Origin of the sequence: Kitasatospora sp. NPDC059571 (assembly GCF_042735675.1) — a bacterium.
Classification (GTDB): Bacteria; Actinomycetota; Actinomycetes; order Streptomycetales; family Streptomycetaceae; genus Kitasatospora.
The window spans coordinates 1,580-28,264 of the sequence record NZ_JBHWBW010000006.1; the positions used below are offsets into that span (position 1 = coordinate 1,580).

Sequence of the window (26,685 nt, forward strand, 5' to 3'; positions counted from 1 at the left end):
GCGCGCTCACCCTAGCACCGATCTTGTGGGGGTGCGGGTGTGTTTAATAGCACCCCCGCGCGGGGGGGGGCGCGGGGGGGGGCGCCGCCGCCCGCGCCCCCCCGGCCGAGGAGGTCGCCGCGGCCGAGGAGTTCGGCCACCATGCCGGGATGGCGATGGCCTTCTTCGACGACTGGGAGGGCGTCTGGGGCACCTCGCGCGACGCGCTCGAGGACTCCTACGCCGACCTGCGGCGCCGCAAGGCCCGTGCCTTCGCCGCGGTCGCCCTCCGCGCCGAGGGCCCGGCCCGGGACGAGCTCGCCGCCTACTACGACGGCGCCGCCGAGCCCACCCCCGAGCTGCTGCGCCGGGTCGCGGACCTGATCGAGCAGTGCGGCGGACGGGAGTGGCTGGAGCAGCGGATCGAGGAGCACGTCGGCCTCGCCCTGCGGGCCCTGCCCGCGGCGGTGCCGGACGCCGCGGCCCGGGCCGAACTGGCCGCCTTCCTCGGCGCGATCACCGCCGAGGTCGGCCGCTGAGCGGTTCCGCGGCCCCGGCGGCGGCCCGCCGCAGCTCGTTCCCCGGTAGCGCGTTCCCTGTCACATCGGCCCGTTCGACGTGGGGGCGAGCAACCGCTGCCGAAGGAGAGATCCCCATGCGCTACCTGATGACCTCGCTGGCCACCGACACCGCCCCCGACGAGAAGCTGTTCGCCGAAATGGGCCGGTTCATCGAGGAGATGACCGCCGCGGGCATCCTGCTGGCCACCGGCGGCCTGGAGCCCGGCGGGGTCCGCCTGACCTCCTCCGGGGGTGAGATCACCGTCACCGACGGGCCGTTCGCCGAGGCCCGCGAGGTCGCGGCCGGCTTCGCCCTGGTCGAGGTCCGGTCCAAGGAGGAGGCCATCGAGCTGGGCCGCCGCTTCCGCGCCATCGTCGGCGACGGCGAGAGCGTGATCCAGCAGGTCTTCGGCCCCTGACCGGCCGGGCACCCGCCGGCACCCCTCGCACCCGCACCCGAAGCCGTCCCACCCGCCCGGCCCGCCCGCCCGCCCGCCCGGCCCGCCCGGCCCGCCCGGCCCCGCTTGCGGGACGGGCGGGACGAGTGCTGTGATCACCACTGTGACGGACGCCCATCGGACCATCGATGCGGTCTGGAAGCTCGAGTCCGCCAGGATCGTCGCCGCCCTCACCCGGATGGTGCACGACGTCGGCCTGGCCGAGGAACTGGCCCAGGACGCCCTGGTCGCGGCGCTCGAACAGTGGCCCGCCACCGGCGTCCCGGACAACCCGGGCGCCTGGCTCACCGCCGTCGCCAAGCGCCGCGCCGTCGACCACATCCGGCGCTCCCGGCGGCTGGAGGAGCGCCACGGCCGGCTCGCCCGCGAACTCGAGCACCCGCCGGAGGCGGAGCAGGACGACCTGCTGCGCCTGATGTTCGTCTCCTGCCACCCCGTCCTGCCGACCGACGCGCGGGTCGCCCTGACCCTCCGTCTGCTCGGCGGGCTGACCGCCGCCGAGATCGCCCGGGCGTTCCTGACCGCCGAGCCGGTGATCGCCCGGCGGATCGCCGCGGCCAAGCGGACCCTGGCCGAGGAGCGGATCCCGTTCGACCTGCCCGCCGCCGACGAACTGGCCGGCCGGCTCTCGTCGGTGCTGGAGGTCATCTACCTGATCTTCAACGAGGGGTACGCGGCCACCTCCGGCGACGACCTGATGCGCCCCTCGCTCTGCCACGAGGCACTGCGGCTGGGCAGGCTGATGGCGGTGCTCGCCCCCCGGGAGGCCGAGGTCCACGGCCTGGTCGCGCTGATGGAGATCCAGGCGTCCCGGTCGGCCGCGCGCACCGGGCCGTCGGGGGAGCCCGTCCGGCTGCACGAGCAGAACCGCGGCCGCTGGGACCGGCTGCTCATCCGCCGCGGCTTCACCGCGATGCTGCGCGCCCGCGAGGCCGGCGGACCGCCCGGCCCGTACCTGCTCCAGGCGGCGATCGCGGTCTGCCACGCCCAGGCGGCCACCGCCGAGGACACCGACTGGGCGCAGATCGCCACCCTCTACGAGGCGCTGGTCCGGCTGCTGCCGACGCCGGTGGTGCGGCTCAACCGGGCGGTCGCCGTCGGCATGGCGCACGGCCCGGCAGCGGGCCTGGCGCTGGTGGACGAACTCGGCGGCGACCCCCGGATGCAGGACTACCACCTGCTGCCCGGCGTCCGCGGCGACCTGCTGCTGCGGCTCGGGCGGAGCGCGGAGGCGCGGCAGGAGTTCGAACGGGCCGCCGCGCTCGCCGGGAACGCCGCCGAGCAGCAGTTCCTGCGCCGCCGGGCCGAGGCGATCGCCGATCCCGGTCCGTCCGGCACCACCCTGGGGCCGGCCGCCGAGGCCTTCCTGGCCCGGACCGACCTGGACGCGCCCACGCTCCGCTCGTACGGGCAGACCCTGCGCCGGCTGCGCCGCACCCTCGGGGACGGCGCCCGGCTCGACGAGCTGACGGCCGAGCGGGTGGCGGCGGTGTTCGCGACGGCCTGGGGCACCGCGGCGGCCAACACCTGGAACCGGCACCGGGCCGCCGTACGGTCGTTCGGCGCCTGGTCCGGGACGCCGGGGCTCGCCGACGGCCTCGACCGGCGGACGGTGTCCCGCACACCGGCCGCGCCGATCCCCGGGCCGCAGCTGGCGGCGCTCTGGGAGCGGCCCGGCGCCGCGCTGCGCGAGCGGACGCTGTGGCTGCTGCTGCACGAGTCCGGCGCCGCGGTGGGCGCGGCGCTCGCGCTGGACGTCCAGGACCTCGACCTGCCGGGTCGCCGGGCCGGGACCGGCGGCACCGCGCTGAGCTGGGGCGAGGGCACCGCCCGGCTGCTGGAGGCGCTGCTGGCCGGCCGGACCGCCGGCCCGGTGTTCCTCGCCGACCGGCGGCCGGGGCCCGCCAGGACGCCGGCCGCGGCCGACCTGTGCCCGCAGACCGGCCGGAGCAGGCTCTCCTACGAGCGGGCCGAGTACCTGTTCAAGCAGGCCACCAGGCAGCTCGACCCGGACGGCGGCGGCTACACCCTGCGGCGGCTGCGGCCGCGCGCCTGAGGACCCATCAGGATGCGACGCCGACGGTGGCGCCGGGACTGGACCCGGTGCGGGCGCCGTCCGCCGGTGGTGCGGCGCTGCGGCCGCGCGGCATGGTGAGGGTGAACAGCGCGGCGGCCGCGGCGATCGCGGTGAGGACGAGGTAGGTGTCCCGGTAGGCGGCGAGCGGCGGCGCCGCCGGGTCGCCCCCGGCGGTGCCCAGGACGAGCACGGTGGTGACCGTGGCCGGGGCGAGCGCGCTGGCGCCCTGGCGCACGATGGTGTTCAGGGTCGCCGCCTGCGGGACGTCCGCCCGGGCGATCGAGGTGAACGAGGCGATCGTGGTGGGCATGAAGAACGCGCCCATCGCGAGCCCGAGCAGGAACATGTAGGCCCGGAAGGTCCACAGCGAGGTCTGCGCGTCCGTGGTGGACAGCAGCAGCAGGACACCGGTCACGCCGAGCAGGCCGGTGGCGATGATGGCGCGCGGCCCGACCCGGTGGTGCACCGCGCCGACCACCTGCATGGTGAGCAGCACCCCGAACGCCTCGGTGAAGGTGCTCGTCCCGCTGTCGAGGGCGCTGCCGCCGCGGACGTCCTGGATGAACAGCGGGGTCAGGAACATCGCGCCCATGATCGGCACATAGCCGAGCAGGCTGATGATGTTGGTGTCGCGCAGCATCCGGTCACGGAACAGGCGCAGCCGCAGGGCCGGTTCGGCGGTCCGCAGCTCCCAGCGGACGGCCACGGCGAGCAGGGCGCCACCGCCGAGCAGGGCGGTGAGCACCCGCGGGGTGGTCCAGCCGAAGTCCGGCCCGGCGCAGGCGCCGTACATCAGGGCGCCGATGGCCGCCGCGCACATCAGCAGTCCGGGCAGGTCGATCCGGGCGGCGGCGCGGTCGCGGCCGCCGGCCAGGAAGATCAGGCCGAACGCCACGGCGGCCGCGCCGACCGGCACGTTGACGTAGAACACCCAGCGCCAGGACAGGTGGGTGGAGAGCGCACCGCCGAGCAGCGGGGCTAGGGCGGGGGCGATCTGCTGGGGGATGACGGTCAGGCGCGCCAGCCGGACCTGTTCGGCGTGGCTGAAGGTGCGGAAGAGCAGGGTCTGCGAGGCAGGCAGGAGCAGGCCGGCGGCGAGCCCCTGGACGGCGCGGGCGGCGATCAGGGCGGTGGGGCCCGGCGCCGCGCCGCACAGCCCGGAGGCGGCGGTGAAGGCGGCGAGCGAGGCCAGCAGCACCGCGCGGACGCCGAGCCGCTCCAGCAGCCAGGCCGAGGCCGGGATCATGACGCCGAGGCAGGCCGGATAGGCGACCACGACGGCGTCCAGGGCGGCCGGGGCGAGCTGGAACTGGCGGGCGATGCTGGGCAGCGCGACGGTGGTGATCGCTCCGTCGACGATGCAGATGAAGGTGGTCGAGACGGTCATGATGGGCACGACACGGCGCTGGCTGAGGCTGATGCGCATAATGCTGAGCATACTCACTATGTGGGTACTCATGAAGACGAGGGAACGAGGAACCGAACCCCATGGCCCAGCGGGAAGACTTCGGGAGCAGTGACGTCCTGGTGGACGAGCTCTTCGCGACCACCCACCAGCTGCGACTGTTCGTCGACGGACGGCTCCGTGAGCACGGCGCCTCGGTCGCCCGGCTGCGGGCCCTGCGGATCCTCGCCCGCTCCGGCGAGCCGCTGCGCATGCGCGACCTCAGCGATCTGCTCGGCAATGCGCCCCGCACCACCACCGCCCTGGTCGACGCCCTGGAGCGGGACGGCCTGGTGGAACGCGTCCGGCACCCCGCGGACCGCCGGGCCTTCCTGGTCGCCCTGACCGACGCGGGCGCCCGCCGCCACCGCGAGGCCGAGGAGCTCGACCGCGCCGCCCTCACCGCGGCCACCGGCAGCCTGGACGACGCCGAGCGCGCCCAGCTGCGCGCCCTGCTCGGACGGATCCGCACGGCGGTGGCGGCCGACCCGGCCTGAGCGGGGGCCGAGCCGGGCGGCGTGGTGCCGGGGCCTCAGACGGTGCGCGGCCGGCGGGCCAGCAGGTAGGCCTGCAGCGAGCGCTCGTCGGGGCCGGGCTCGCGCACCAGGCGGGCGACCTCGACCAGCCCGGCCCCGCGCAGCACGCCGGCCAGGGTGTCGGGCGACCACCGGTACGCGGTCGCCACCTTGTGGTCGAAGGCGTGTGCCCCGGGCTCGGGGTCGGCCTGGAAGGCGACCAGCAGGTGCCCGCCCGGCGCCAGCACCCGGTGGAACTCCGCCGCGGCCGCGGGCACCTGCTCCGGTGGCAGGTGGATGATCGAGTACCGCGCCACCACGCCGCCGAGCGTGCCGTCGGCGATGTCCAGGGCCGTCAGCGTGCCCTCGCCGAACGCCAGGTCCGGGTACGCCTGCCGGGCCAGCCCCACCATCGCGGGGGAGAGGTCGACACCGAAGACGTCCGCGCCGCGGCCGCGCAGATACGCCGTCACCCAACCCGGGCCGCAGCCCAGATCGCCGACCGGGCCCCCGCCGCCCGCCTGCACGAGCTCCGCGAACGAGTCCAGCATCGCCCGGTCCAGCGGCCGGCTGGCCAGCTCGGTCGCGAACAGCTCGGAGTACAGGACGGCGACGGAGTCGTAGGCGTCCCGGGTGGCGTGCAGGTCCTCGGCCGCTGGGGTCATGGGGTGAGACTAGATGATGGAGCCCGGCCGTCGCGGCGCCGAGCGCGACGGAGCCGCCATCGGCTGACCGGTTGTCACGTACATTGCGGTGGCGGGGGCCGCGGCGGTCCTCGCCCACCCGCCACAGGTCGGTGGGTGCGTCCCCTTCATCGACCCCGAGTGGTTCGTCGAGGTGGAACTCCATGCCGTCCTGGACTTGACCCCGGGGCGGGCCCCGCCGCCCGGATCGGTCGGGGGCCGCGGCGAACGCCCCGCGGTCCGCGGGGCGTTCCCGGTTAGGCCTGCCCGGCGCCGATCTCGCGCAGGAAGCCGGTGAGGATCCGGGTGAACTCCTCGGGCCGTTCCATCGTCGGGTAGTGGCCGGTGCCGTCCATCAGTGTGGTGCGGCCGTCGGGGACGGTGTCCATCAGGGCGGTGACGGTGTCCAGGAGGCCGGGTGCGTCGAGGGCGCCGTTGACGGCCAGGACCGGGACGGCGATGTCCTTGGCGCGGGAGGCCAGGTCCTCGACGGGGATGCGGTGGTCCGGCTCGTCCGGGGTGTGCTTCATCATCGTCCGAAGCGCCATCTCGCGGACCTGCGCGACGATCGCCGGGTCGATGTCGCCGAGGCTGCGCCGCGGCCCGGCGATCCACTCCGTGAAGCCGTCGAGGTATCCGGGGAGGTCGCCGGCGGCCATCGCCGCGCCCTGCCGTTCGGCGACGGCGGCGGACCAGGGGTCGGTCAGGACCGGCTCGCCCAGGCCCCGGCCGCTGACGACGAGGGCGCGCACCAGCTCGGGGTGCTCGACCGCCGTGTCGACGGCGATCATGGCGCCCATCGAGACGCCGACGAGGACGGCCCGGCGCAGCCCCAGGTGCCGCAGCAGGTCCGCGAGGTCGTCGGCCTGCCGGAACGGCCTGCTCGCGTTGGCGGAGCGGCCGTGGCCGCGGGCGTCGGGGGCGATCACCCGGTGGCCGAGGGCGGTCAGGCCCGGGATCAGGTTGTCGAACTGGGTGCTGTCCACGAAGACGCTGTGCAGCAGCACCAGCACCTCGCCGTCGCGCGGCCCCTCGTCGCGGTAGGCGAGCAGGCCGTCGGCGGACCGGAAGGACGCGTATGCGGTCTCAGTCATGACAACCAAGGTGTCATGACCGGCAGAGAATGGCAACCTGGTTGTCATGGGGTGTGAGAAGGTGATGCCGTGACCGAACCAGCCCCCGTGCCCCTCTCCGCCGACGAGCTGCCGGAACGCCTCATGGAAGTCTTCGCGCTCGTCGGCCCGCTCTACCGCCGCGTGCAGCGCAAGATCGAGCAGGACGCCGCCCAGGGCGTGTCCGTCGGCGTCCGCGCCGTCCTGGACCTGCTGCGCGAGCACGGCCCGATGACCGTGCCCCAGATGGGCCGGGCCCAGTCGCTGAGCCGCCAGTTCGTCCAGCGGATGGTCAACGACGCCGCCGCCAGGAACCTCGTCGAGAGCATCCCCAACCCCGCCCACCAGCGCTCCTCGCTGATCCGGCTGACCGACGACGGCCGCGCGGCGATCACCGCCGTGACCGCCCGCGAGCACGCCCTGCTGCGCCGGGCGGCCGGCGACCTCACCGACGCCGAGGTCGCGGCCTGCGTCCGCGTGCTGGGCCGGATGCTGGAGCTCTTCGACGACGTCGATCTCTCGAACGCCGAGCCGCCCTGCTAGACCCTCTCCTTCCGAGGGCGCGAGACACGCGGGCGGCGCCGCGCGGGGAGGGGCGTGACTCGGCGGGGGGCCGGTGGTAGTCCGGGAGGTGCAGGGGGAGCGGTCCCCCTCCCGGGCGGCGGCCGCCGCCCGCGGGTCCGACGGCGGATGGGATGGCGGGCATGCCTCTTGAGGGTGAGTACGAGCCGAGTCCGGAGAAGTGGGTGCGCGACCAGGTCGAGCTGTTCGAGAGTTCCGGCGGCACGGAGGGGACGACCATGCGCGGCCTGCCCGTGGTCATCCTCACCACGCTCGGTGCGCGCAGCGGCAAGATCCGCAAGACCCCGCTGATGCGGGTCGAGCACGGCGGCGAGTACGCCGTCGTCGCGTCGATGGGCGGGGCCCCGCGCCACCCGGTCTGGTACCACAACGTCGTCGCCCAGCCGCTGGTCGAACTCCAGGACGGCCCGGTCCGCCAGGACATGACGGCCCGGGAGGTCACCGGTGACGAGAAGAAGGCGTGGTGGGCCCGGGCGGTCGAGGCCTTCCCCGACTACGCGGCCTACCAGCAGCGGACGGAGCGCGAGATCCCGGTCTTCGTCCTGGAACCGGTCTCGGGCACCCGCTGACCGCCCGCCGCCCTGCCCGCCCGGCCGGTCCCACGAGGGCCGACCCGGGCGGGCCGGCGGAGGGGGCCCTGTGCGGTGGTCAGGGCCGCCAGCCGGCCGTCAGCCCGAGCGCCACGAGCAGCAGGACGGCGCCCGCGTTGACCCGCGGGTACCAGAGCAGGACGGCGGCGAACTCCCGCAGCACCGCGCTCGGCCGGTAGTACCCGGCGGTCGGGGCGCCCACCACCTGCCCGGGCACGTTCGCCCGCCGGGCCGCCACGGCCGCCCGCAGGACGTGGAAGTCGCTGGTCACCACGGTGCACCGGTACGCCGGCCGGGCCCGCCGCATCAGCCGGTCGCTGAACCGCAGGTTCTCCTCCGTGTTGCGGGAGCGGTCCTCGCGGAGCACCAGCCCGGCCGGCCGGCCGCGGTCCTCCGCGTAGCGGGCCATCGCCTCGGCCTCGGAGAGCTGCTCGTCCGAGCCCTTGCCGCCGGAGAGCACCAGGACGGGCGGCGCGCCCTCCCGCTCCTGCCGCTCGCACAGCGCGATGCCCAGGTCGATCCTGGCGGCGAGCAGCGGCGGCACCCGGTCCCCGTCGACGAGTCCGGCCCCGAGCACCACCACGAAGTCGACGTCCTGCCGCGGCGGCAGCCGGCCGTACAGCGCCGAGTACCCGAGGAAGCAGAGCAGCAGGAACGCCAGGTAGCCGGCGACCAGCAGCGCGGTGGCGGCGACGGCGTGCAGCGGACGGGAGTCGACCCGGGACGCCGACCAGAGCAGGCCGAGCAGCGCGAGGCCGCCGACGCCGGCGGCCAGCGACAGCAGAGTGGCGGGCCGGGCGCCCTCCTGGCGGACCATCACCACGCCGTTGCCGACCAGGAGCACGGCGGTGGCGAGGGCGCCCAGGCCCACGGCGGCCGGCAGCGCATCGGCCGCCGCCCGCACCAGGCCGTCGGGCAGCCGGTCGAGTTCGCCGAGCAGGCCGATCCCGGCCGCGGCCAGCGCGAGGCCGAGCAGCACGGCATTGCCGAAGCGCCGCAGGTCGCGCGCGGCGCCGATGGCGAACAGGGCCAGCAGGACGGCGGCGAGCAGGTAGGCGGCCATGCGGCGATCGTAGGCCTTCGTCCGCCGGGTCCGTCCGTACTCCGTTCGGCCGGGCCCCGAAGCGCCGGACCCCTCGCGGTCCGGAAGCGGTGCCGGCCGGTGCGGGGTGGACCGGTCAGCCGGCCGCTCGGCGCCCGGCCGCGGCGGACCCCGCCGGGTCGCCGGTGTGCCGGTCGCCGGTGTGTCGGTCGGCGAGCCGGCGGGCGGCGGTGCTCCAGGCGGCGGTGACGGCCCGGTGGGCCTCGGCCGTCGCGGTCGGGACGTCGCCGCTCAGCAGGACCGGTGCGCCGACGTGGACGTGCAGGGCCGGGCGGCGGAGCGGCGCGGTGGCCACCCCGGCGAACTGCTTCGCCGTGCCGCCGGAGCTCAGCCGCCGCGCACCGCACTGCCCGAGCGGGACGACCGGCGCGCCGCTCGCCGCGGCGAGCCGGGCGAGGCCGGTGCGGAAGGCGCCGGGCTCCGCGTCCCGCGGGTCCCTGCGCCGGGGCAGGCCGCCCTCGCCGTAGATCAGCACCACCCGGCCGGCGGCGAGCGCCGCGGCCGCGTCGTCCAGCGCCACGGCGGCCGCGGCGGTGCGGCGGTGCACCGGAATGTGACCGCCGGCGCGCAGGGCCCGGCCGAGGACGGGGATCCGCCAGAGCCCGGCGGTCGCCATCACCACCGGGTCGGTGCCCAGGCGGTGCAGGGCCGCGAGGACGACGCCGGGATCGGCGAGCGAGGTGTGGTTGGCCGCCACGATGCTGCCGGGGGCGACCGGCCCGTCCAGCTCGCTGCTGACGGTCAGTCGGCCGAGGAGGGGCACCAGGGTGGTGGCGATCCGGCTGAGCATGTGCGTTCCTTCGGCCCGGTGGTGGGATGGTACGGACATCCTCCCGGTCGCCCGGTGCCGCGCGCCTGAGTAGCCGTACTCAACCGGGACGCCGCTCCGATCCCGCCCGGTTGCCCCTCCCCCGGTTGCCCGTCCCCCCGGTTGTCCGGTGGCCCGGTCCCCCCGGTGGCCCGGCTCAGGCCTCGGCGGCGACGGGCCCGGTCATCATCTCGGCGAGGGCCTTCGCCGCGTCCGGGCCGAAGCACAGGTCGAGGCCGGCGGCGGACTGGGCCCCGGCGGCCGCGCTGCGCGGGAAGAGCGCCTCCTCGTACGCGGCCAGGGCGGCCTCGGTGTCGCCGGGGTGCGCGGCGATCGCGGCGGCGAGTTCGGCGCCGTCGAGCATCGCCTGGTTGGCGCCCTCGCCGGCGAACGGGGACATCAGGTGGGCGGCGTCGCCGAGCAGGGTGACCCCCGGCACGCGGTCCCAGCGGTGGCCGACCGGCAGGGCGTGCACGGCCCGGGCGACCAGCTCGCCCTCGCCGTCGGCGACCAGGGCGCGCAGCCGTTCGTCCCAGCCCTCGAAGTGCGCCAGGACCGCCGCCTTGGTGGCGTCGGCGTCGGTGGTGTCGAGCCCGGCCGTCCAGTCGGCGGGGACGGGGAGCGCCGCGTAGGTGTGCACGGAGCCGTCGGTCTCCAGGTGGGTGAGCATCGCCTGGCCGTCGGCGAGGGCGAACATCATGCCGCCGCCGGTGAGGGCCGCCGTCCCCGGGTGGCGCCGGGCGGCGTCGGGCAGGTCGGCCTCGACGAACGAGATCCCGCAGTAGCCGGGCGTCGCCGCCGAGACCAGCGGCCGGATCCGCGACCAGGCGCCGTCGGCGCCGACCAGCAGATCGGTGGTGAGGGTGCTGCCGTCGGCGAGCAGGACCTCGTGGCGGCCGTCGCCGAGCGGCCGGGCGCCGGTCACCTTCGCGCCCCAGCGGACGGTGCCCTCCGGCAGCGAGTCGAGCAGGACGCGGCGCAGGTCGTTGCGGTCGACCTCGGGTCGGCCGCGGTCGTCCCCGCCGTGGTGCAGCAGGACGGCGCCGTCGCGCCCGACGATCCGGGTCTCCTCCCCGCCGGAGTGGACGATGGCGAGGAACTCGTCGAAGAGCCCGGCGGCGCGCAGCGCGACCTGGGCGGAGTCCTCGTGCAGGTCGAGCATGCCGCCCTGGTGGCGGGCGGCGGGGGAGGCGTCCAGGTCGAGGACGGTGGCGCGGATCCCGTGGACGTGCAGGACCCGGGCGAGCGTCAGGCCGCCGAGTCCGGCGCCGACGACGGTGATGGGGTGGTGGTTCGTCATGTCGATCACTCCTCGGAGCGGGTGCGGGTGCGGGTGCGCGCGGACGGGTGCGGGCCGCGCCGGCCCGCGGTGCGGGTCAGGCGGGGTCGCCGTCCGGCCTCGGGGTGTGCAGGACGCCGTTGATCAGCACCCGGAACCCCCAGGCGAGGCGGGCCTCGCCAGAGCCGTCGAGCAGGGCGGTGCCCTGGGCCGCCAGGTGCGGACGGGGGCCGTCCGCCGCCGCCTGCAGGGCGGCCGCGAGGGCGTCCCACTCGTGCTCGGCGCCGTCGGAGGCGTCCCGGATGGTGTGCTCGGCCGCGGTCGCGGTCGCGAACTGCAGCAGCAGGTCGATCGCCCAGGCGGCGCGGTCGGCCGGGACGCCGCCCTCGTCCAGCAGTGCGAGCTGGGCCTCCACCAGGTCCAGGTAGTGGTCTCCGGACGGGCGGGCCACCAGTGCGGACCGGGCCAGCCCGGGGTGCTCGAACAGCACCGCGGTGTAGGAGGTCAGCACCTGGACGAGCCGGTCGCTCCAGTCGCCCGCGGCCGTCACCGGGGTGAGGTCCACCGAGCCGAGCAGTTCGTCGAGGACGGCGGCGTGCAGTTCGGCGGTGTTGCGGACGTAGACGTAGAGCGAGGCGGGGCCGGTGTCGAGCTCCTGGGCGAGGCGGCGCATCGTGACGCGCTGCAGGCCCTCGGCGTGCATCAGCTCGACGGCGGTGCCGACGATCCCGGCGCGGGTGAGGGCCGGCTTCGCGGGCCGCTCGCGGCGGCTTCGCGGGGCATCGGGGTTCGCGGTCATGCCTCCACGATAACGAACATGTTCGTTGCGAACAAGGTCGTAACGAACATGTTCGTCATGGAGCGCGCGGCGGCCGCGGCCGGTGCGGGTGAGGTGGCGCTACGGGCGGCGGCGGACGAGCAGGGCGGCGCCGACCGCGGCGACCGCCCCGGCGGCCATCACGCCGCGGGAGGACCGCCAGGACAGCACGGACCAGCACGACTGCGCGGACAGGACCGAGCCGGTGCTCAGCCAGGAGCCGGCCGAGAGCAGCGAGAGGGCGGAGCCGATCGATCCGGCCGACAGTGCGCTCCCGATCGATCCGACCGACAGGACGGAGCCGACGGAGCCGATGGACAGCACCGAGCCGGTCGAGGCGATCGACAGCAGTGAGTTCTCCGACCAGAGCGAGAGGACCGACCCCCGGGCGTCCGCCCGGCCGGCGGTGGCGCACCGGGCGCGTGCCGGTGCGAGTGCGCGAGCGACCATGTCCCGATCGTAGACCGGCGGCCAGGCCGCCGGGCGGGATCCGCGTGCCCCCGGCGGCAGGCCGGGGCTGCGCCGGGCCGGGCAGCGCACGGGAAGCGGCGCGGCCGCACCGGGCCGCCCAGGGGCCGGCGTGTCCGGGCCGGTGCTGCGTGCGGGCCGGTGCCGCGCTCTGGGCCGGGGCCCGCTGACCCGGACGGGGGAGTCGTGGCCGCGCCCGCGCCGCCGGGCGTGCTGCCCGGCGTCCCGTCGGCTCCACGGGGCACCGGCCGTGCCCCGTCCGTGGACCCGGCCCGGACGCACCCCTCCGCGTCCGGGCCGGGCTGCGCTGCGAGGGGGTTCGGATCGCGCCTGCCTCAGTGGCCGAGCGCCGCCTTGGCTGCGATCAGGATCAGGCCGAGGACCAGGTTGCCCAGACCCTCCACGGCGGCGAGGCGGGGGGTGGCGCCGGCCCGGACCGCGCCGAGGGTGGCCCAGCCGACCTGTTGGACGACCGCGACCGTGAGGCCGAGCCAGGCCGTTCCGGCGAGGTCGAGCCCGAGCAGCGGGCTGATCGCCACGGCGGCGGCGGGCAGCACGGCGGCCTCCACGATGGACCGTTCGTGCCGGGCCACCCGGCGGATCTCGCGCCAACTCAGCCGCTGGCCGACCAGCCGCTCGCCGGCGAGCTGGGCGTAGACGTGCGCGGCCCAGAACACCGCGCCGGTCACGAGCAGCAGCACCACCAGCTGGACGCGGGGGAAGGAGCCCGCGGCGCCCGCCGTGGCGACGACCGAGGCGGCGAGCAGCGACCCGTAGACCGCGCCGGCGTAGTCCGTCCGGGCCGGGCCCCGGCGGTTCCGGCCGTCCGGCCGGCCGGACGGGGCAGCAGAATCACCCACCCGGGCACCATAGCGGTCGAACCGCCGTATTTCCCCGCGAGTCCAACGGCCGCCGTCCGCCCGGGCGGGTGTGCCCGGTGGAGGCCGGCGTGATCGAAATCGGCGCCTTCGGCCGGGTGGTCCCGGAACCGCCCGGCTTGGCGCGGCCCTGCCGGCGGCGCCATCATCGGTGCCGTGACGGACATCTGGGGGAGCATCAGGGCCATCGCCGCGGAGCTCGACGCGCGTTCGGCGCGGCAGGGCGAGCAGAGCTGGCTGGTCCAGGTCGTGAAGCTGCAGGAGGAGGTCGGCGAGGTCGCGGAGGCCGCGATCGGCGCGCTCGGGGAGAACCCCCGCAAGGGGTACTCCCACACCTGGGACGACGTCCGGGCCGAGGCCTGCGACGTGGTGGTCACCGGCCTCGTGCTGCTGGCCCGGATGGGTGGCGACCCGGAGCAGCAGCTGGCCGAGCACGTACGCCGGCTCGACGCCCGCCGCGGTCCGGCGGACGAGGCCTGACGGGTAGGAGGCGTACGCCGCCGGCCGGGTCGGCTCAGGCGGCGGTGCCGGTGGCGGACAGCCCGTCCCGGGCCGCGGCCGGCCCCCGCTCGACGAGCGCGCCGACGGCGTCCGCGCACCGGTCCAGGAGCGCCGGGAGCCCGGCCTGCTCCTCGGTCGAGAACCGGCCGAGGACGAAGTCGCCGACCGGGCGGCCCTTGGGCGGCCGGCCGATGCCGAGCCGCAGCCGCAGATGGTCGCGCGAGCCCAGCCGGTCGCCGACCGACCGGACCCCGTTGTGGCCGCCCGGGCCGCCGCCGCGCTTGAGCCGCACCGTGCCGAACGGGAAGTCCAGGTCGTCCTGGACGAGGAGCAGCCGGTCGGTCGGGATGCCGTGGATCCGCAGGAGCGCCGCGACCGGGCCGCCCGACAGGTTGATCGACCACTGGGGCTTGGCCAGGACGACCCGGCGGCCGCCGATCGCGATCTCCGCGACCCGGGCGCTGAGCCGGTGCGTCCGGAACTCCGCCCCGTGCCGTTGCGCCAGGTGGTCGACCACCAGGAATCCCGCGTTGTGGCGGGTCCCGCGGAACCACGGGCCCGGGTTGCCGAGCCCCGCGACCAGCCACCGCTCGTCGGTCGTCATGCTGCGGATCCCCCCGCTCGTCGGTGCCGCCGGAGCGCCCGGGCCGGCACGGCAGCCTACTGTGCCTGGTCAGTGCAGGTGCCGGCCCCCGGACCCGGCCGTTCGGCGGGCCGCTCACGGGCCGGTGTGCCGGGTCGCCGGGCCGTTCATATCGGGCCTGCCCCAGTGAAGTTACCGGGTGGTAGCATCGCGGCCCGGGCCACCCCCGCACGGCCGTGGCCCGTGCACCGGCGCCCCACCCCGTGAAGGAGTAGCCATGCCCAGCCTCGACCGTCAGGGCGACGTCTTCGTCCTCGACATCGGCGACACCGAGAACCGCTTCCACCCGGACTGGCTCGCCGCCGTCAACGCCCTGCTCGACGAGGTGGAGAAGGCCGACGGGCCGCGCGCCCTGGTCACCGCGGCCACCGGCAAGTTCTTCTCCAACGGCCTCGACCTGGACTGGCTGTTCTCCCACGCCGACCAGGCGGGCACGTACGTCACCGGCGTTCAGGACCTCTTCGCCCGCGTGCTGACGCTGCCGATGGTCACCGTGGCGGCCCTCCAGGGCCACACTTTCGCGGCCGGCGCGATGCTCTCACTGGCCCACGACTTCCGGGTGATGCGCGGCGACCGCGGCTTCTGGTGCCTGCCGGAGGCGGAGATCAACATCCCCTTCACCCACGGCATGTCCGCGCTGATCCAGGCCCGGCTCACACCGCAGAGCGCCCACGAGTCGATGGTCACCGCCCGCCGCTACGGCGGCCACGACGCCCTCACCGCCGGGATCGTCGACCGCACCGCCGACGAGGACGCCGTCCGGCGGACCGCCGTCGAGCTCGCAGCCGCCCACACCGCCAAGGCCGGCCCCACCGTCGGCACGATCAAGGCCCGGATGTACGCCCCGGTGCTGGCGGCACTGGGCGAGAAGGACATCGCGCTCGGCTGAGCCCGCCGGGGGGGGGGGGCCCCCCCGGCCCCCCCCCGCGGGGCGCCCCCCGGCGCCCCCCCCCCCCCACCACCCCCCCCCCGCCCCCCCCCCCCCCCCCCCCGACCCCCACCACCGGAGGCCCGGAGGTGCGCCCGCCGTCCTGCGCCGCCGGACCACCTCACCGGCCCCGGCCGGCACCGCCCCCGCCCGGCGGCTCCCGGAACCCGGTCGAGCCCGGCGCGGCGCGTTGGTGCCGCGCTCGGGCCCGCCGGACGGGCAGACTCACCGCAGGAGACCGGCGCGGCGCACAGGAGGGAGGTGGTCAGGTGGCCCGCGAGCCCCTGTTGTCGCTCCGCGGGATCTCCAAGCGCTTCGGCACACTCCAGGCCCTCGACGCGGTGAACCTGGACATCGGGGCCGGTGAGATCGTCGCCCTGGTGGGGGACAACGGAGCCGGCAAGTCCACCCTGGTCAAGATCATTTCCGGTGTCCACCAGCCGGACGACGGCCGGATGGTGTGGCGCGGGCGCCCGGTCGACCTCCGGCGGCCGCACGACGCCCAGCGGATCGGCATCGCGACCGTCTACCAGGACCTCGCCCTCTGCGACCAGCTCGACGCGGTCGCCAACCTCTTCCTCGGCCGCGAACTGCGCCGTCTCGGCCTGCTGCAGGAGGTGGAGATGGAGCGGCGCTCGCGCGCCGTGCTGGAACGAATCTCCGCCCGCCTCCCCAGCCTGCGGATCCCGATCGCCTCGCTCTCCGGCGGCCAGCGGCAGGCCGTCGCGATCGCCCGTGCCCTGATCGGCAGCCCCGATCTGGTGATCCTCGACGAGCCGACCGCCGCCCTCGGCCTGGAACAGACCGCGCAGACGCTGGACCTGATCAGGCGCCTTCGCGACCACGGCCATGCGGTCGTCCTCGTCAGCCACAACCTCGACGACGTCCAGGCGGTCGCCGACCGGGTCGCGGTGCTGCGCCTCGGACGGAACAACGGCGTCTACGAGGCCCGCTACACCACCCAGGAGCAGCTCACCGCCGCCATCACCGGCAGCCACGCCATGGCGATGACCCTCCAGCGCAGCCTGCTGCCGCGCGGCCTGCCCGAGCAGAACGCCGTCGACGCCGCCTACCGCTACCTGCCGGCGCACGCGGGCGTCGGCGGCGACTGGTTCGACGTCATCCCGCTGTCCGGCGCCCGGGTCGCCCTGGTCGTCGGCGACGTGGTCGGGCACGGCCTGCACGCCGCCGCCACCATGGGCCGGCTGCGCACCGCCGTGCACAACTTCTCCTCCCTGGACCTGCCGCCGGACGAGCTGCTGACCCACCTGGACGACGTGGTGAGCCGGATCGACCAGGAGGAGGCCGCGAGCGGCACCGACGTGGTGGTCGGGGCGACCTGCCTGTACGCCATCTACGACCCCACCAACCGCCGCTGCCAGCTGGCGCGGGCCGGCCACCTGCCCGCCGTCCTCGTGCACCCCGACGGCACGGTGGAGATCCCGGACACCCCGGTCGGCCCGCCGCTGGGCTTCCGCGGCCTGCCGTTCACCACCGCCGAGCTGGAGCTGCCCGAGGGCAGCCGGCTGGTGCTCTACACCGACGGCCTGGTGGAGGCCAGGACACGGGACATCGACATCGGGCTCAACCTGCTCCGCGAGGCCCTCTCCCCGCCGCTGCGGAGCCCGGAGGACACCTGCCGGGCGGTGCTGGAGGCGATGCTGCCGGACCGCCACGAGGACGACGTGGCGCTGCTGGTCGCCGTCACCCGGGCCCTGCCGCCGGACCGGATCGTGGAGTGGGAGGTGCCCGCCGACCCGTCCGCGGTGGCCGAGGCGCGCGCCACGGCCACCCGCCAGCTCCACCGGTGGGGCCTGGAGGCCCTGGTCTTCGCCACCGAGCTCATCCTCAGCGAACTGGTCACCAACGCCGTGCGCCACGCCGACGGGCCGATCGGCGTCCGCATGCTGTACGACCGCCGGCTGGTCTGCGAGGTCTCCGACGGCAGCAGCACGTCCCCGCACCTGCGCTACTCCTCCGCCACCGACGAGGGCGGCCGCGGGCTCTTCCTGGTCGCCCAGCTCTCCGCGGGCTGGGGCACCCGCTACACCGCGGCCGGCAAGGTCATCTGGACCGAGCAGCACCTCCCGCCGCTCGTCCACGCCGAGCAGCCCGGCTGACCCCCGGCGCAACCCGGGCGGCGGGCCCCGGCCCGGGCGTCCGGTCACCGGCGCAGGCTGCGCCCGTAGCTCAGGTACGCGGCCACCCCGAAGAGGTTCCCGACCAGGCAGATCACCATCCAGGTCCGCGCCGGGTAGCAGCGGGTGTCGGGGTGCCGGGAGATGTCGACCATGCAGGCCACGGCCGGGACGAGCGCGAGCAGCGGCAGCAGGGCCGCCGCCAGGACGGGCGACGGCGGAACGGTGTGCAGGACCACGGGGCGTCGTCCCCTTCGCTGCCGGCGGGCTGCGGCCGGGTGGCCGCCCACCGAAGGGTTCGCCGCTCGGGCGCGTTCGTCAAGACCCGCGGACCCGGTCCGTCCGGTTCGGCCCGCCCCGCCCCGTCCCGCTACGGCGCCCTGAACAGCAGCGGGAAGCCGGGGGCGAGCCACGGCCGGCGGCCCCAGGCGAGCACCTTGCCGCGGGCCAGGGCGGTGACCGGGCCGTACCGGCCGAGCGCGATCAGCAGGAACGCCACCGGCCCGGTGAGGATCGTGCAGTCCGGGCGCGCCGCCGGCTCGGGGGAGACCTCGGCGGTGCCGTCCCGGAAGGTGACCGTGAACCGCACGCCGCCGCGCACCCGCAGGTCGTAGCAGGCGTTGTGGCCCGCCGCGGAGGCCGCATCGACGACCCGGGGCATGGCGGTCAGCAGGAACGGCATGGCCAGCGCCACCCGGTGGCGGTCGATCATGTGCGGGCGGCGCAGCGCGACGGCGATGTCGTAGCCGTGGCCGAGCATGTGGGTGAGCAGGTAGGCGCCGAGGGTGGCGAGGTCCATCGGGCCCAGCGGGGTGTCCACCGGGTCGGTGGCCGGCCGCTCCGCGAAGGCTGCGGTGAAGGCCCGGGCGTGCCGGGTGATCCCCTCGGCGAGGACGGCCGGGTCGCGCTCGGCGTACGCGGCCAGCGAGGCGTCGTTCGCGGCCTCCAGCGAGCCCGGGGTGCCGTCCCCGTAGCTGCGCCGCTCGCCCGCCGCCAGATCGGCCATCAGCTCGTTGGCGAGCGCCAGGTGGGCCGCCGCCTCGGCGACCGTCCACCGGGCGCCGGGGATCGGCAGGTTCGGGTCGGGACACCTGCGCAGCAGGGCGGCGGTGTCCTCGGCCACGCCGAGGACGGCGTCCAGGAGCTCGCCGTGCACGGTGTCCGGCGGGGTCTGAGCAGGGATCATGGACGTGAATCGTGGAGCACGCCGGCCCCGCTGTCCAGAGCCCGGACGCACCTGATTACCGCCCGGTAGCGAGGGCGGGCCGCAGCTCCCGGCCCGCCGCCCGGCGGCGGGCCGTCAGGACGGCCGTCGCGCCGCCCGCCGCGCAGACGGCCCAGAGCCCGGCCTGCGTCCGGTCGAACGGGCCGTCCGGGAGCGCGGTGCCGAGCGTCAGCCCCTCCGGCCGGTCGCCGAAGCGTCGGCGCAACTGGTCGGAGGTGAACGACACCTGGCCGATCGCCGACTCGCCGAACGCCGCTGTGGTGTCGATCCGCACCTCTTCCACCGGGTACGGGAACCGCTTCCAGAACACCCCGGCCTCGTCGTAGGCCAGCGCCAGCGCCTCCTCGGGGTCGTGCTCCTTGCCCGAGTAGGAGACCTTGACGGTGTAGCCGACCGGGTCGCCCTCCACCGAGAAGCAGGCGAACGTCGGCAGGGCGTCGACCAGCTGCGCGCGGCCGGGGAAGTCGGGCTGGCAGGGCGCGTTCCAGTCGCCCGCGGTGGCCGCGGCCCAGCCCGCCAGCGCGGTGGCGGTGAGGACCAGGGCGAGCGGCAGCCGCGACCGCCGGGCCGCCGGCGGCCGTCCGGTGCCGGGAGGAGCGGTCCGCCGGTCGTGCGTGGAGGTCATGCCGGTCGTGCTCCCTGCCGTGCGCGTCGTCCCCGCGGTTCGGGGCAAGGAGGTTTCTACACTGCCGCACCGGACCCCCGGCGGGCGGGGGTCCGCCGCGTACGCGGCGTCAGCCGGCCGGCGGCTGCTGCGCGGCACCTTCGGGCGCCGGTGCCGGGGCGAGCCGGAGCGTGACCACGTAGGAGACCACCACGGCGACGATGACCAGTGGCATCACGGTGAGGCCGCTCGACCCGAGCAGCAGGGTGGCGAGCAGCACGGAGGTCATCGGGAGCTTCAGCATCGCGACGCCCATCGCCCCGATGCCCATCGCGAACCCGGTGGTGGCGTCGAGCCCGGCGAGGTGGGAGAAGGCCAGCCCGCCGGCGGCGCCGATGTACATCGACGGGAAGACCGGGCCGCCGCGGAAGGCACTGAGCGACACGCAGTACGCCAGCGACTTGCACGTCACCAGCATCACCAGGGTGCCGGCGGAGAGCGTGGCGCTGTCCGCGATGAGCGGCCCCAGCCCGGTCTGGCCGGAGTAGAGCACGTCGGAGATGGAGTGGCCGGTGGTCTCCGCGTACACCAGGGCGGTCACGCCGACGACTGCGCCGGCCGCCACGGTGAGGAGCAGCCGCCGCCGTTCGACCCGGTCCTGGAGGGCGAGCGCACCGCGCCGGACCCCCTCGCCGACCACCGCGGCCGCCAGGCCGATGACCAGGGCCCAGCCGAACTCGGAGAGGCCGGGCCGCGGGGCGGTCGGCACGTTCTGCAGCCCGAGCGAGTAGGTGCCCAGGCCCGTCCACGACCCGAGGCCGGTGAAGATGAGCGAGCCGATGCCGGCCGCGAGCAGGCCGGGGACGAGCACCACGCCGAGCATCGCACCGCCCAGCCCGGACGCCTCCATCAGCAGGAAGGCCCCGAGCAGGGGCGAGCCGAGCAGTTCGCTGATGGCGGCGAAGCTGCCGGCCGCGCCGACCACGGGGACGGCGCCGCTCGCCCGGCGGCCGAGCAGACGGACCGCGCCGACGGCCAGCCCGCCGCCGATCGCGATGAGCGGCGCCTCCGGGCCGAGGACGACGCCGAGTGCCAGCGAGGCCACCGCCGCCAGGAAGACGCCGGGCACGATCGCCACCGACGGCGTGCCGGAGGTCTTCAGCCCCTCGGCGGGCTTGTGCCCGCCGCCGCCGGGCAGGTAGGTGATGACCGGTGCGACCAGCAGTCCCGCGACCGCGAGCAGCGGCACGGGCCACCAGTTCGGCGCGGTGTGGAAGCCCAGTCCGTGCGGCAGTTCGTTGTAGGCCAGCGACTGGAGCTCGTCGACCAGCGCGAGGAAGCCGAACGCCGCCATCGAGATCGGCACGCCGAGCACGGCCGCGATGACCAGCACCACCAGGTAACCGCGGGTGCGGACGAGCGCCAGGGGGTTCTGCGGCGCTCCGGTGGGAGCTGCGACCGGTTCGGTCGGCATGCGCATCGTCTCCTCGCCCGTCGGGCCCGCCGGGTGCCGCGGTGTTCGAACCCCTCACGTGGATACCACGTGACGGCCGTTCACCCGCGGCATGTCCCGGGCGGGGGCGCGGGGATGCCCGCGCAGTCATCCACCTGGTCCAGTCCGGCCCCGGTCCTCCCCGGTGCCGTCAGGACGTGCCGGCGGGCTCCTCGGCCGGCAGCCTGCCGGCGCGCACCGCGTCGACCAGCGCCCGGTGGTCGCGCTCGTTCTGGTCCGCGTACGCCTCGGCGAACTCCACCAGCGCCCGGTCGAACGCGTCGCCGCGACCGAGGTACGCGGCGATCGCGATCCGGTCGCCGGAGCGCGCGTGGGCGCGGGCCAGGGTGGCGCCGCAGAGCTCGCCGAAGCCCTCCATGCCGGAGGGCAGCAGCTCCTCGGCCACCACGATGCCCTTCCAGTCGCGCAGCTGCCGGACGTAGAAGTCCCGGCGTTTGCCGTCGATGCCTTCCACCCGCTCCCAGCCGAGGAACATGTCGCTCGCGGCCTGCATCATCCGCTGGCCGGCGACCACCCGCTCGCCCTGGTTGCGGTACTTGCTGGCGCCGACGTGGGCGGCCAGCACGGAGGCGCCGGCCTCCTTCGCCTGCAGGAACAGCGGGTCCTGGCCGTCCCGCCCGAGCAGCAGGAAGATCCAGCAGCGGGTGCCGACACTGCCGACCCCGACCACCTTGCGGGCCACGTCCGCCAGCCGGAAGTCCTCCAGCAGGGTCCGCCGGTCCGTGGCCAGCGACTTCCCGTACCGCTCGAGCAGGCTGCGGAACTCCCGTTCCAGCGCGGCGCGCGCGACGTCCGGCAGCAGGTCCCTGATCGGCACCAGCAGCGGCGGTTCGGCGGCGATCCGCACCGTGCCGCCCACCGTCTCGGAGAGCTTCTCGAAGGCCTGGAGGTTGTCCCTGGACCGGGCCTTGGCGAGCGTGCGGGCCAGGGCCTTCTGCCCGCGCTTGTGGAGCCGCTCGCTGGCCAGCGCCCGCAGCCGGGCCTCGTCGATCCGGGCGTACCAGACGTCGAGGTTGCCCATCCCCGCGAAGCGGATCATCGTCTCGCGGTACGAGCGGACCGTCGACCGCACGATGGTCGCCCGCTCCTTGTCGTCGAACCCGTTGGCCCGCCCGGCGATCACCAGGCTGGCCGCCAGCCGCTTGACGTCCCACTCCCACGGGCCGGGCAGGGTCTCGTCGAAGTCGTTGATGTCGAACAGCAACTGCCGTTCCGGAGAGGCCAGCAGACGGAAGTTCAGCATGTGCGCGTCGCCGCAGAGCTGGGCCCGGATGCCCGAGTCCGGCGAGCCCGCCAGGTCCGACGCCATGACCGCGGCGGCGCCCCGGTAGAACCGGAACGGCGACTCGCTCATCCGGCTGTACCGGATGGGGATGAGCTCCTGCACCCGGAGGGCCGACTGGGCTTCCAGGATGGCCAGCGGGTCCGGCCGGCGCTTCGCCGGCTCGTACACCGCATGGCTCGACCGCGGGGTGCGGCGGCGGGCCTCCCGGCCGCGGGCCGCGCGCTCCTCCGGTGTCGCGTGCGGGACGGCGCGGATCGCCGTCGTCGACTCCTGGGGCATCGGGGGCCTCCTGACCGGCCTTCGGCCGTCGTGTCCGCCCGGCGGCCCACCGAGGGACTCCGCCGGTTCGGGCGCGCCCGCTGCCCGGCGCACGCACCCATCTCCGCATCATCGCGGCCCGTTCCGGATCCGGCCTCTCGTGCCGCCCGGCCCCTGGCGTGCCGGGCGGCGGACCACCCGTACGCACGCTCCCACGTGGTGGCCCGCTTGCCTGCGGCTTCTCCTGGGAGGGACGACCGGGCGGGCACGGCCCGCCGGACGTCACCGAGGCTCCGACCGAGGGAGAGCGTGATGGCGTCGAGCGACTCCGAACCGGAAGCCGGCCCGCCCGCGTCCGGCGGACCGGAGCACGGCCGGCCCACGGAGCCCGCGGGCTCCGTCCCGGGGGGAGCGGCCACCCCGCCGCCCACCCCGCCGGCCGTGCCCCCGACACCGCCGCCGTCCGAGCCACCCACCACGGTGACCCCGACACCGCCGCCGGGCGGCACGCCCACGGCGGTCTCCGAGACCGGCGACGTGGAGGCGCTCAAGGCCCGGATCGCCGCCCTGGAGGCGGCCGCCCCGCCGCCGCACAAGGAGCACCACCGGCTGCGCACCTCCGGCAGCGTGATCCTGATCGTGATCGCGTCCCTGCTGTCCCTGCTCGCCGTGCTCGCCGTGTGGACCAGCAACTTCGTCGGTGACACCGACCGGTATGTGCAGACCATGGCACCGCTGGCCAGCGACCCGGACGTGCAGGACGCGGTCACCGCCCGGGTCACCGGCGTCGTGCTGGACCAGATCGACGTCAAGGGGCTGGTCAAGCAGCTCTCCGACGCAGCGGCGCAGCAGGGCGTGCCGCCGCAGGCCGCCCAGCTGATCGGCGGCCTGAGCGGCCCGATCACCAGCGGCCTGACCGACCTGGTCAGCTCGACCGTGCACAAGGTGGTCTCCAGCGACCAGTTCGCGACGATCTGGGTGCAGGCCAACCGGCTGATCCATACAGCCCTGGACAAAGCGCTCACCGGCAAGGGCGGCGGCGCGGTGAAACTGGAGAACAACCAGGTCTCCATCGACATCGCACCGATCGTGGCGAAGGTGAAGACCGAACTGGTGAACTCCGGCCTGGCCGTCGCCGCGAAGATCCCGGACGTGCACACCAACTTCGTGGTCTTCGCCTCCAAGGACATCGGCAAGGTCAAGACGTACTTCCGGATCCTGGAGATCATGGGCAACTGGCTGCCGGTGATCGTGGTGCTGATCGCCGCGGCCGGCGTGTTCCTCGCCGTCAACCGGCGGCGGGCGCTGATCGGCGCGGGCATCGGGGTGGCGCTGGCGATGCTGCTGCTGGGCGTGATGCTGACCGTCTTCCGGGCGTTCTACCTCGACCATCTGCCGCCGGGCGCCAACCAGGCGGCGGCCGGCACGGTGTACGACACGCTGGTGCGGTTCATGCGGGCGGGGGTGCGCGCGGTCTTCGCGGTCGCCGTGATCATGGCGCTCGGGGCGTTCCTGATCGGCCCGTCCCGGCCCGCGGTGGCGATCCGCACCGCGTGCCGGCGGGTGATCGGGTCGATCCGCGACGCCCTGTTCTCGCTCGGCATGAAGCTCGGGCCGGTCGGCCCGTTCGTGCACCGGTTCAAGCGGTGGATCGGGGCCGCGATCCTGGCGGTCGCCGCGATCATCCTGGCCACCTGGAGCTACCCGACCTCGGCCGTGGTGGTGTGGATCACCGTCGTGGTGCTGATCGCCTTCGCGATCAGGGAGCTCCTGGACACCGGAGCGGGTCCCGGCACCGGGGCCCCACCGCCCGCGCACCCCTGAGCGAGCCCGCGCAGCCGGCGGCCGGTCCGTGATCCGCGGACCGGTTCCGGCTGCCCGCGGATAATCCGGGCGCGAACCGGGCACTCGTGGAACGGGCGGGACTGCCGGGACCGCACGGGGGAGCGGGCGATCGGGGGCGGCGCGGATGACGGAACACGAACCGCTGACGGCCGACGGGCGAATGCTGCTGGCGCTGGCCGCCCGGCGGGAGGCCGAGGTGCGGCGGCTGCGCGCCGAACGGTCCGCCGACCCCGCGGCCCGGGCGCGGCGGGCCGCGGTCACCGCGGAGGCCCTCCGGCTGGCCGTGCAGCGGATGTTCGGCCGACCCGCCCCGCCGTGGCGGATGGTCAGGTTCGCCGCCCGCCGGCGCTCGGACGTCGCGGGCCGCCCCTACTCGGCGGCCACGGCGTACTCGGTGACCAGCTGGGCGGCCGGCGACACCGCCGCGATCGCCCGGATCCCCGAGGACGAGGTCCAGGCGTACGCGCTCCGGCTGTTCGTCGCGATCGCCGACGAACTGCGGCTCACCGAGGCCGAGCTGACCGGCCTCGTCGCCGCGGCCGAGCGCTCCGCCGGCCCGCCCTGACCCACGGCGCCGCGGCCTACGGTGCGGCCGGCGGGCCGAGCAGCACGGCGTGGTCCCCGGCGCCCGGGACGGGCACCCGGGACTCGGTGGCGGGCGCCAGCTGCCCGTCGGGCCGGACCAGGAACAGGACCTGGTGGCCGGCCGGCACCCCGTCGCCGACCGGGCGGGTCACGATCCGCGCCCCGGCGGCGTACCGGCGGGCCAGCTCCGGACCGGTCAGCCCGCCGCCGAACAGCGACTCGCCGCCGGTGTACGGCGCCACCACGCCCTCGCTGCCCGGCGGCGTCCCCAGCCGGTAGACCGGCCCCTCGACGCTCTCCCGGAGCGTCACCGACGCCAGCGCGTTGAAGTCGTCCTCCTCGGTGAGCAGCAGCACCCCGGTGATGCCCTCCAGCTCCGCCCCGGCGCCGGTGGCCGCCGCGAGCAGTTCGCCCGGCGCGAGCTCCAGGCCCGCCGCGGTGATCCGGGCGCGCTGCCCGTCCGCGCCCGCCCACATCAGGACGTCCAGGCCGAGCGAGCGCAGCGCCCGCCCCAGGTCGACCGCCCACGCCTCGCCGCCGACCAGCAGCGGCCGGGACCGGGCCGGGCGCAGCACCTTGAGCCGCTCCGCGACCCGGAACGCCGTCAGGCCGTACAGCATCACGGTGGCCACGATCACCAGGAAGGTCGCGGGCAGGATCCGTTCGGCGCCCGGGACGCCGTTCCGAACCAGGGTCGCCGCGAACGTCGAGGCGGTGGCCGCGGCGACGATGCCGCGCGGCGCCATCCAGCCGATGAACGCCCGCTCGCCGCGCGGCAGGTCGGTGCCGGCCGTGGACACCAGCGCCACCAGCGGACGGACCACCAGGACCAGCAGCGCGACCAGGCCGATCGCCGGCCACAGCACGCTGCGCAGCGACTGCGGGGTCACGGTCGCCGAGATGGAGATGAACAGCAGGCCGATCACCAGCGAGACCAGGGTCTCCAGGAACGGCCGCCGGGCCGGGAGGTCGATGCCCGGCAGGTTCGCCATGGCCATCCCCATGACGACCGCCGCGATCAGGCCGGTGTCGTCGCGGAGCAGGTCGCAGCCGGCCGCGATGCCCAGCACCGCGGCCAGTTGCGCGGTGGTGCCGAGCACCTCGTTCAGCCGCAGGTACCGCAGCGCCAGCCAGAGGAGCCAGGCGCCCAGTGCGCCCCCGACCAGGCCGAGCGCCGTGCTCTCGGTGAACTGCCGGATCCGGCTGCCGATCCCGCCCCGGTTGGAGGAGAGCACCGCGTGGAAGACCAGCGCGCCCAGCGTGGCGCCCACCGGGTCGATCAGCGTGCCCTCCCAGACCAGGATCCGCTGCAGGCGCTCGGTCGGCCGGACGAAGTTCAGCAGCGGCCCGACCACGGTCGGACCGGAGACGACCAGGATCGCGCCGAGCATCACCGCGGAGCGCCGCGACATGTCCAGCACCGGCTCCGCGAACAGCGCCGCCGACAGGCCGGTGGCCAGCGTGCCGAACCACAGCAGGCGGATCACCACCCGCCGGGTGTGCCCGCGGAACCGCCGCAGGTCCAGGCCCAGACCCGCCTCGTAGAGGATGATCGCCACCGCCAGCGACACCAGCGGGGAGAACGCATTGCCCAGCAGCCGCTCGGGGTTGACCGTGTCGGTGAGCGCACCCGCGGTGAAGCCCACCGGCAGCAGGATCAGCAGTGCCGGGATCCGCAGCCGGTTCGCCACCAGTTGCGACACCGCCGCGAGCACGACGATGAGGGCGAGGCCGCCCAGGATCTGATCGGACGTCATGACCGCGCCTCCCCGCCCGTCCGCCGGCCCGGCCGGCCTGCGGAGGCCGCC

27 protein-coding genes are annotated in these 26,685 nt (G+C 75.7%); 11 read left to right on the forward strand and 16 right to left on the reverse strand.

What is annotated here, in order from left to right; all coding sequences use genetic code 11:
• Positions 1-149: 149 nt before the first annotated feature.
• The 3 genes from ACFV0G_RS02060 to ACFV0G_RS02070 all read left to right on the forward strand — a co-directional run bounded on the left by ACFV0G_RS02060 (position 150) and on the right by ACFV0G_RS02070 (position 3,053).
• Positions 150-518 (forward strand): hypothetical protein, encoded by a 369-nt coding sequence (locus ACFV0G_RS02060; protein ID WP_380540075.1) that lies wholly within the window; start codon positions 150-152, stop codon positions 516-518.
• 116 nt (positions 519-634) lie between these two features.
• Positions 635-958 carry a YciI family protein gene (locus tag ACFV0G_RS02065; RefSeq protein WP_380540078.1) on the forward strand — a complete coding sequence of 108 codons (324 nt, stop codon included), beginning with the start codon at positions 635-637 and terminating at the stop codon, positions 956-958.
• 130 nt (positions 959-1,088) lie between these two features.
• Positions 1,089-3,053, forward strand: coding sequence for a sigma-70 family RNA polymerase sigma factor (locus ACFV0G_RS02070; protein ID WP_380540081.1), 1,965 nt, complete (start codon positions 1,089-1,091; stop codon positions 3,051-3,053).
• Between the two features lie 7 nt (positions 3,054-3,060).
• On the opposite strand, the gene ACFV0G_RS02075 is transcribed toward ACFV0G_RS02070, so the two are convergent.
• On the reverse strand, positions 3,061-4,500 hold the full coding sequence (locus ACFV0G_RS02075) for an MFS transporter (protein ID WP_380540084.1): 1,440 nt from the start codon (positions 4,498-4,500) through the stop codon (positions 3,061-3,063).
• 62 nt (positions 4,501-4,562) lie between these two features.
• Between ACFV0G_RS02075 and ACFV0G_RS02080 the strand changes: the two genes are divergently transcribed.
• Positions 4,563-5,015 carry a MarR family winged helix-turn-helix transcriptional regulator gene (locus ACFV0G_RS02080; protein WP_380540087.1) on the forward strand — a complete coding sequence of 151 codons (453 nt, stop codon included), beginning with the start codon at positions 4,563-4,565 and terminating at the stop codon, positions 5,013-5,015.
• A gap of 35 nt (positions 5,016-5,050) precedes the next feature.
• On the opposite strand, the gene ACFV0G_RS02085 is transcribed toward ACFV0G_RS02080, so the two are convergent.
• Together ACFV0G_RS02085 and ACFV0G_RS02090 are read right to left on the reverse strand one after the other, a co-directional pair.
• Complete coding sequence (locus tag ACFV0G_RS02085; protein WP_380540090.1) at positions 5,051-5,698, reverse strand: class I SAM-dependent methyltransferase; 648 nt, start codon at positions 5,696-5,698, stop codon at positions 5,051-5,053.
• 275 nt (positions 5,699-5,973) lie between these two features.
• Positions 5,974-6,810: an alpha/beta fold hydrolase gene (locus ACFV0G_RS02090; RefSeq protein WP_380540093.1), complete on the reverse strand. Its 837-nt coding sequence runs from the start codon at positions 6,808-6,810 to the stop codon at positions 5,974-5,976.
• Between the two features lie 123 nt (positions 6,811-6,933).
• Between ACFV0G_RS02090 and ACFV0G_RS02095 the strand changes: the two genes are divergently transcribed.
• Together ACFV0G_RS02095 and ACFV0G_RS02100 are read left to right on the forward strand one after the other, a co-directional pair.
• Positions 6,934-7,371 carry a MarR family winged helix-turn-helix transcriptional regulator gene (locus ACFV0G_RS02095; protein ID WP_380540193.1) on the forward strand — a complete coding sequence of 146 codons (438 nt, stop codon included), beginning with the start codon at positions 6,934-6,936 and terminating at the stop codon, positions 7,369-7,371.
• A gap of 161 nt (positions 7,372-7,532) precedes the next feature.
• On the forward strand, positions 7,533-7,979 hold the full coding sequence (locus tag ACFV0G_RS02100; RefSeq protein ID WP_380540096.1) for a nitroreductase family deazaflavin-dependent oxidoreductase: 447 nt from the start codon (positions 7,533-7,535) through the stop codon (positions 7,977-7,979).
• 79 nt (positions 7,980-8,058) lie between these two features.
• Here the strand turns inward: ACFV0G_RS02100 and ACFV0G_RS02105 are convergent, their stop codons facing one another.
• The 6 genes from ACFV0G_RS02105 to ACFV0G_RS02130 all read right to left on the reverse strand — a co-directional run bounded on the left by ACFV0G_RS02105 (position 8,059) and on the right by ACFV0G_RS02130 (position 13,334).
• Entirely contained in the window at positions 8,059-9,063 is a 1,005-nt protein-coding gene (locus ACFV0G_RS02105) for a YdcF family protein (protein ID WP_380540099.1), read from the reverse strand.
• A gap of 115 nt (positions 9,064-9,178) precedes the next feature.
• On the reverse strand, positions 9,179-9,892 hold the full coding sequence (locus ACFV0G_RS02110) for a lysophospholipid acyltransferase family protein (RefSeq protein ID WP_380540102.1): 714 nt from the start codon (positions 9,890-9,892) through the stop codon (positions 9,179-9,181).
• A gap of 175 nt (positions 9,893-10,067) precedes the next feature.
• Complete coding sequence (locus tag ACFV0G_RS02115) at positions 10,068-11,210, reverse strand: FAD-dependent oxidoreductase (RefSeq protein ID WP_380540105.1); 1,143 nt, start codon at positions 11,208-11,210, stop codon at positions 10,068-10,070.
• Between the two features lie 76 nt (positions 11,211-11,286).
• Positions 11,287-11,988 carry a TetR/AcrR family transcriptional regulator gene (locus ACFV0G_RS02120; protein ID WP_380540108.1) on the reverse strand — a complete coding sequence of 234 codons (702 nt, stop codon included), beginning with the start codon at positions 11,986-11,988 and terminating at the stop codon, positions 11,287-11,289.
• A gap of 99 nt (positions 11,989-12,087) precedes the next feature.
• Complete coding sequence (locus ACFV0G_RS02125) at positions 12,088-12,456, reverse strand: hypothetical protein (protein ID WP_380540111.1); 369 nt, start codon at positions 12,454-12,456, stop codon at positions 12,088-12,090.
• A 353-nt stretch (positions 12,457-12,809) separates the two neighbouring features.
• The gene (locus ACFV0G_RS02130) at positions 12,810-13,334 is read right to left on the reverse strand and encodes a hypothetical protein (RefSeq protein WP_380540114.1); all 525 of its coding nucleotides are present in this window, start codon (positions 13,332-13,334) and stop codon (positions 12,810-12,812) included.
• Between the two features lie 174 nt (positions 13,335-13,508).
• Here ACFV0G_RS02130 and ACFV0G_RS02135 point away from each other — a divergent pair, with 174 nt between their 5' ends.
• Positions 13,509-13,832: a MazG-like family protein gene (locus tag ACFV0G_RS02135; protein ID WP_380540117.1), complete on the forward strand. Its 324-nt coding sequence runs from the start codon at positions 13,509-13,511 to the stop codon at positions 13,830-13,832.
• A 34-nt stretch (positions 13,833-13,866) separates the two neighbouring features.
• Here the strand turns inward: ACFV0G_RS02135 and pth are convergent, their stop codons facing one another.
• Entirely contained in the window at positions 13,867-14,457 is a 591-nt protein-coding gene (gene pth / locus ACFV0G_RS02140) for an aminoacyl-tRNA hydrolase (protein WP_380540120.1), read from the reverse strand.
• A 256-nt stretch (positions 14,458-14,713) separates the two neighbouring features.
• On the opposite strand from pth, the gene ACFV0G_RS02145 reads away from it, so the two are divergent.
• Together ACFV0G_RS02145 and ACFV0G_RS02150 are read left to right on the forward strand one after the other, a co-directional pair.
• On the forward strand, positions 14,714-15,385 hold the full coding sequence (locus ACFV0G_RS02145) for an enoyl-CoA hydratase-related protein (RefSeq protein ID WP_380540124.1): 672 nt from the start codon (positions 14,714-14,716) through the stop codon (positions 15,383-15,385).
• A 419-nt stretch (positions 15,386-15,804) separates the two neighbouring features.
• Positions 15,805-17,544 (forward strand): SpoIIE family protein phosphatase, encoded by a 1,740-nt coding sequence (locus ACFV0G_RS02150; protein WP_380540196.1) that lies wholly within the window; start codon positions 15,805-15,807, stop codon positions 17,542-17,544.
• Positions 17,545-17,588: 44 nt separating this feature from the next.
• Here the strand turns inward: ACFV0G_RS02150 and ACFV0G_RS02155 are convergent, their stop codons facing one another.
• The 5 genes from ACFV0G_RS02155 to ACFV0G_RS02175 form a co-directional block, all read right to left on the reverse strand.
• Positions 17,589-17,801, reverse strand: coding sequence for a hypothetical protein (locus ACFV0G_RS02155; protein ID WP_380540127.1), 213 nt, complete (start codon positions 17,799-17,801; stop codon positions 17,589-17,591).
• 131 nt (positions 17,802-17,932) lie between these two features.
• Entirely contained in the window at positions 17,933-18,748 is an 816-nt protein-coding gene (locus ACFV0G_RS02160) for a maleylpyruvate isomerase family mycothiol-dependent enzyme (RefSeq protein ID WP_380540130.1), read from the reverse strand.
• A 55-nt stretch (positions 18,749-18,803) separates the two neighbouring features.
• Positions 18,804-19,412: a hypothetical protein gene (locus ACFV0G_RS02165; protein WP_380540133.1), complete on the reverse strand. Its 609-nt coding sequence runs from the start codon at positions 19,410-19,412 to the stop codon at positions 18,804-18,806.
• Between the two features lie 109 nt (positions 19,413-19,521).
• Positions 19,522-20,865 carry a chloride channel protein gene (locus ACFV0G_RS02170; RefSeq protein WP_380540136.1) on the reverse strand — a complete coding sequence of 448 codons (1,344 nt, stop codon included), beginning with the start codon at positions 20,863-20,865 and terminating at the stop codon, positions 19,522-19,524.
• Between the two features lie 169 nt (positions 20,866-21,034).
• Positions 21,035-22,468 carry a DUF2252 domain-containing protein gene (locus ACFV0G_RS02175; protein WP_380540138.1) on the reverse strand — a complete coding sequence of 478 codons (1,434 nt, stop codon included), beginning with the start codon at positions 22,466-22,468 and terminating at the stop codon, positions 21,035-21,037.
• Between the two features lie 459 nt (positions 22,469-22,927).
• Here ACFV0G_RS02175 and ACFV0G_RS02180 point away from each other — a divergent pair, with 459 nt between their 5' ends.
• Positions 22,928-24,271: a hypothetical protein gene (locus ACFV0G_RS02180; protein ID WP_380540141.1), complete on the forward strand. Its 1,344-nt coding sequence runs from the start codon at positions 22,928-22,930 to the stop codon at positions 24,269-24,271.
• 145 nt (positions 24,272-24,416) lie between these two features.
• The gene (locus ACFV0G_RS02185) at positions 24,417-24,857 is read left to right on the forward strand and encodes a hypothetical protein (protein WP_380540144.1); all 441 of its coding nucleotides are present in this window, start codon (positions 24,417-24,419) and stop codon (positions 24,855-24,857) included.
• Positions 24,858-24,873: 16 nt separating this feature from the next.
• Here ACFV0G_RS02185 and ACFV0G_RS02190 read toward each other — a convergent pair whose 3' ends face one another.
• Positions 24,874-26,634: a cation:proton antiporter gene (locus tag ACFV0G_RS02190; protein WP_380540147.1), complete on the reverse strand. Its 1,761-nt coding sequence runs from the start codon at positions 26,632-26,634 to the stop codon at positions 24,874-24,876.
• Positions 26,635-26,685 lie beyond the last annotated feature (51 nt).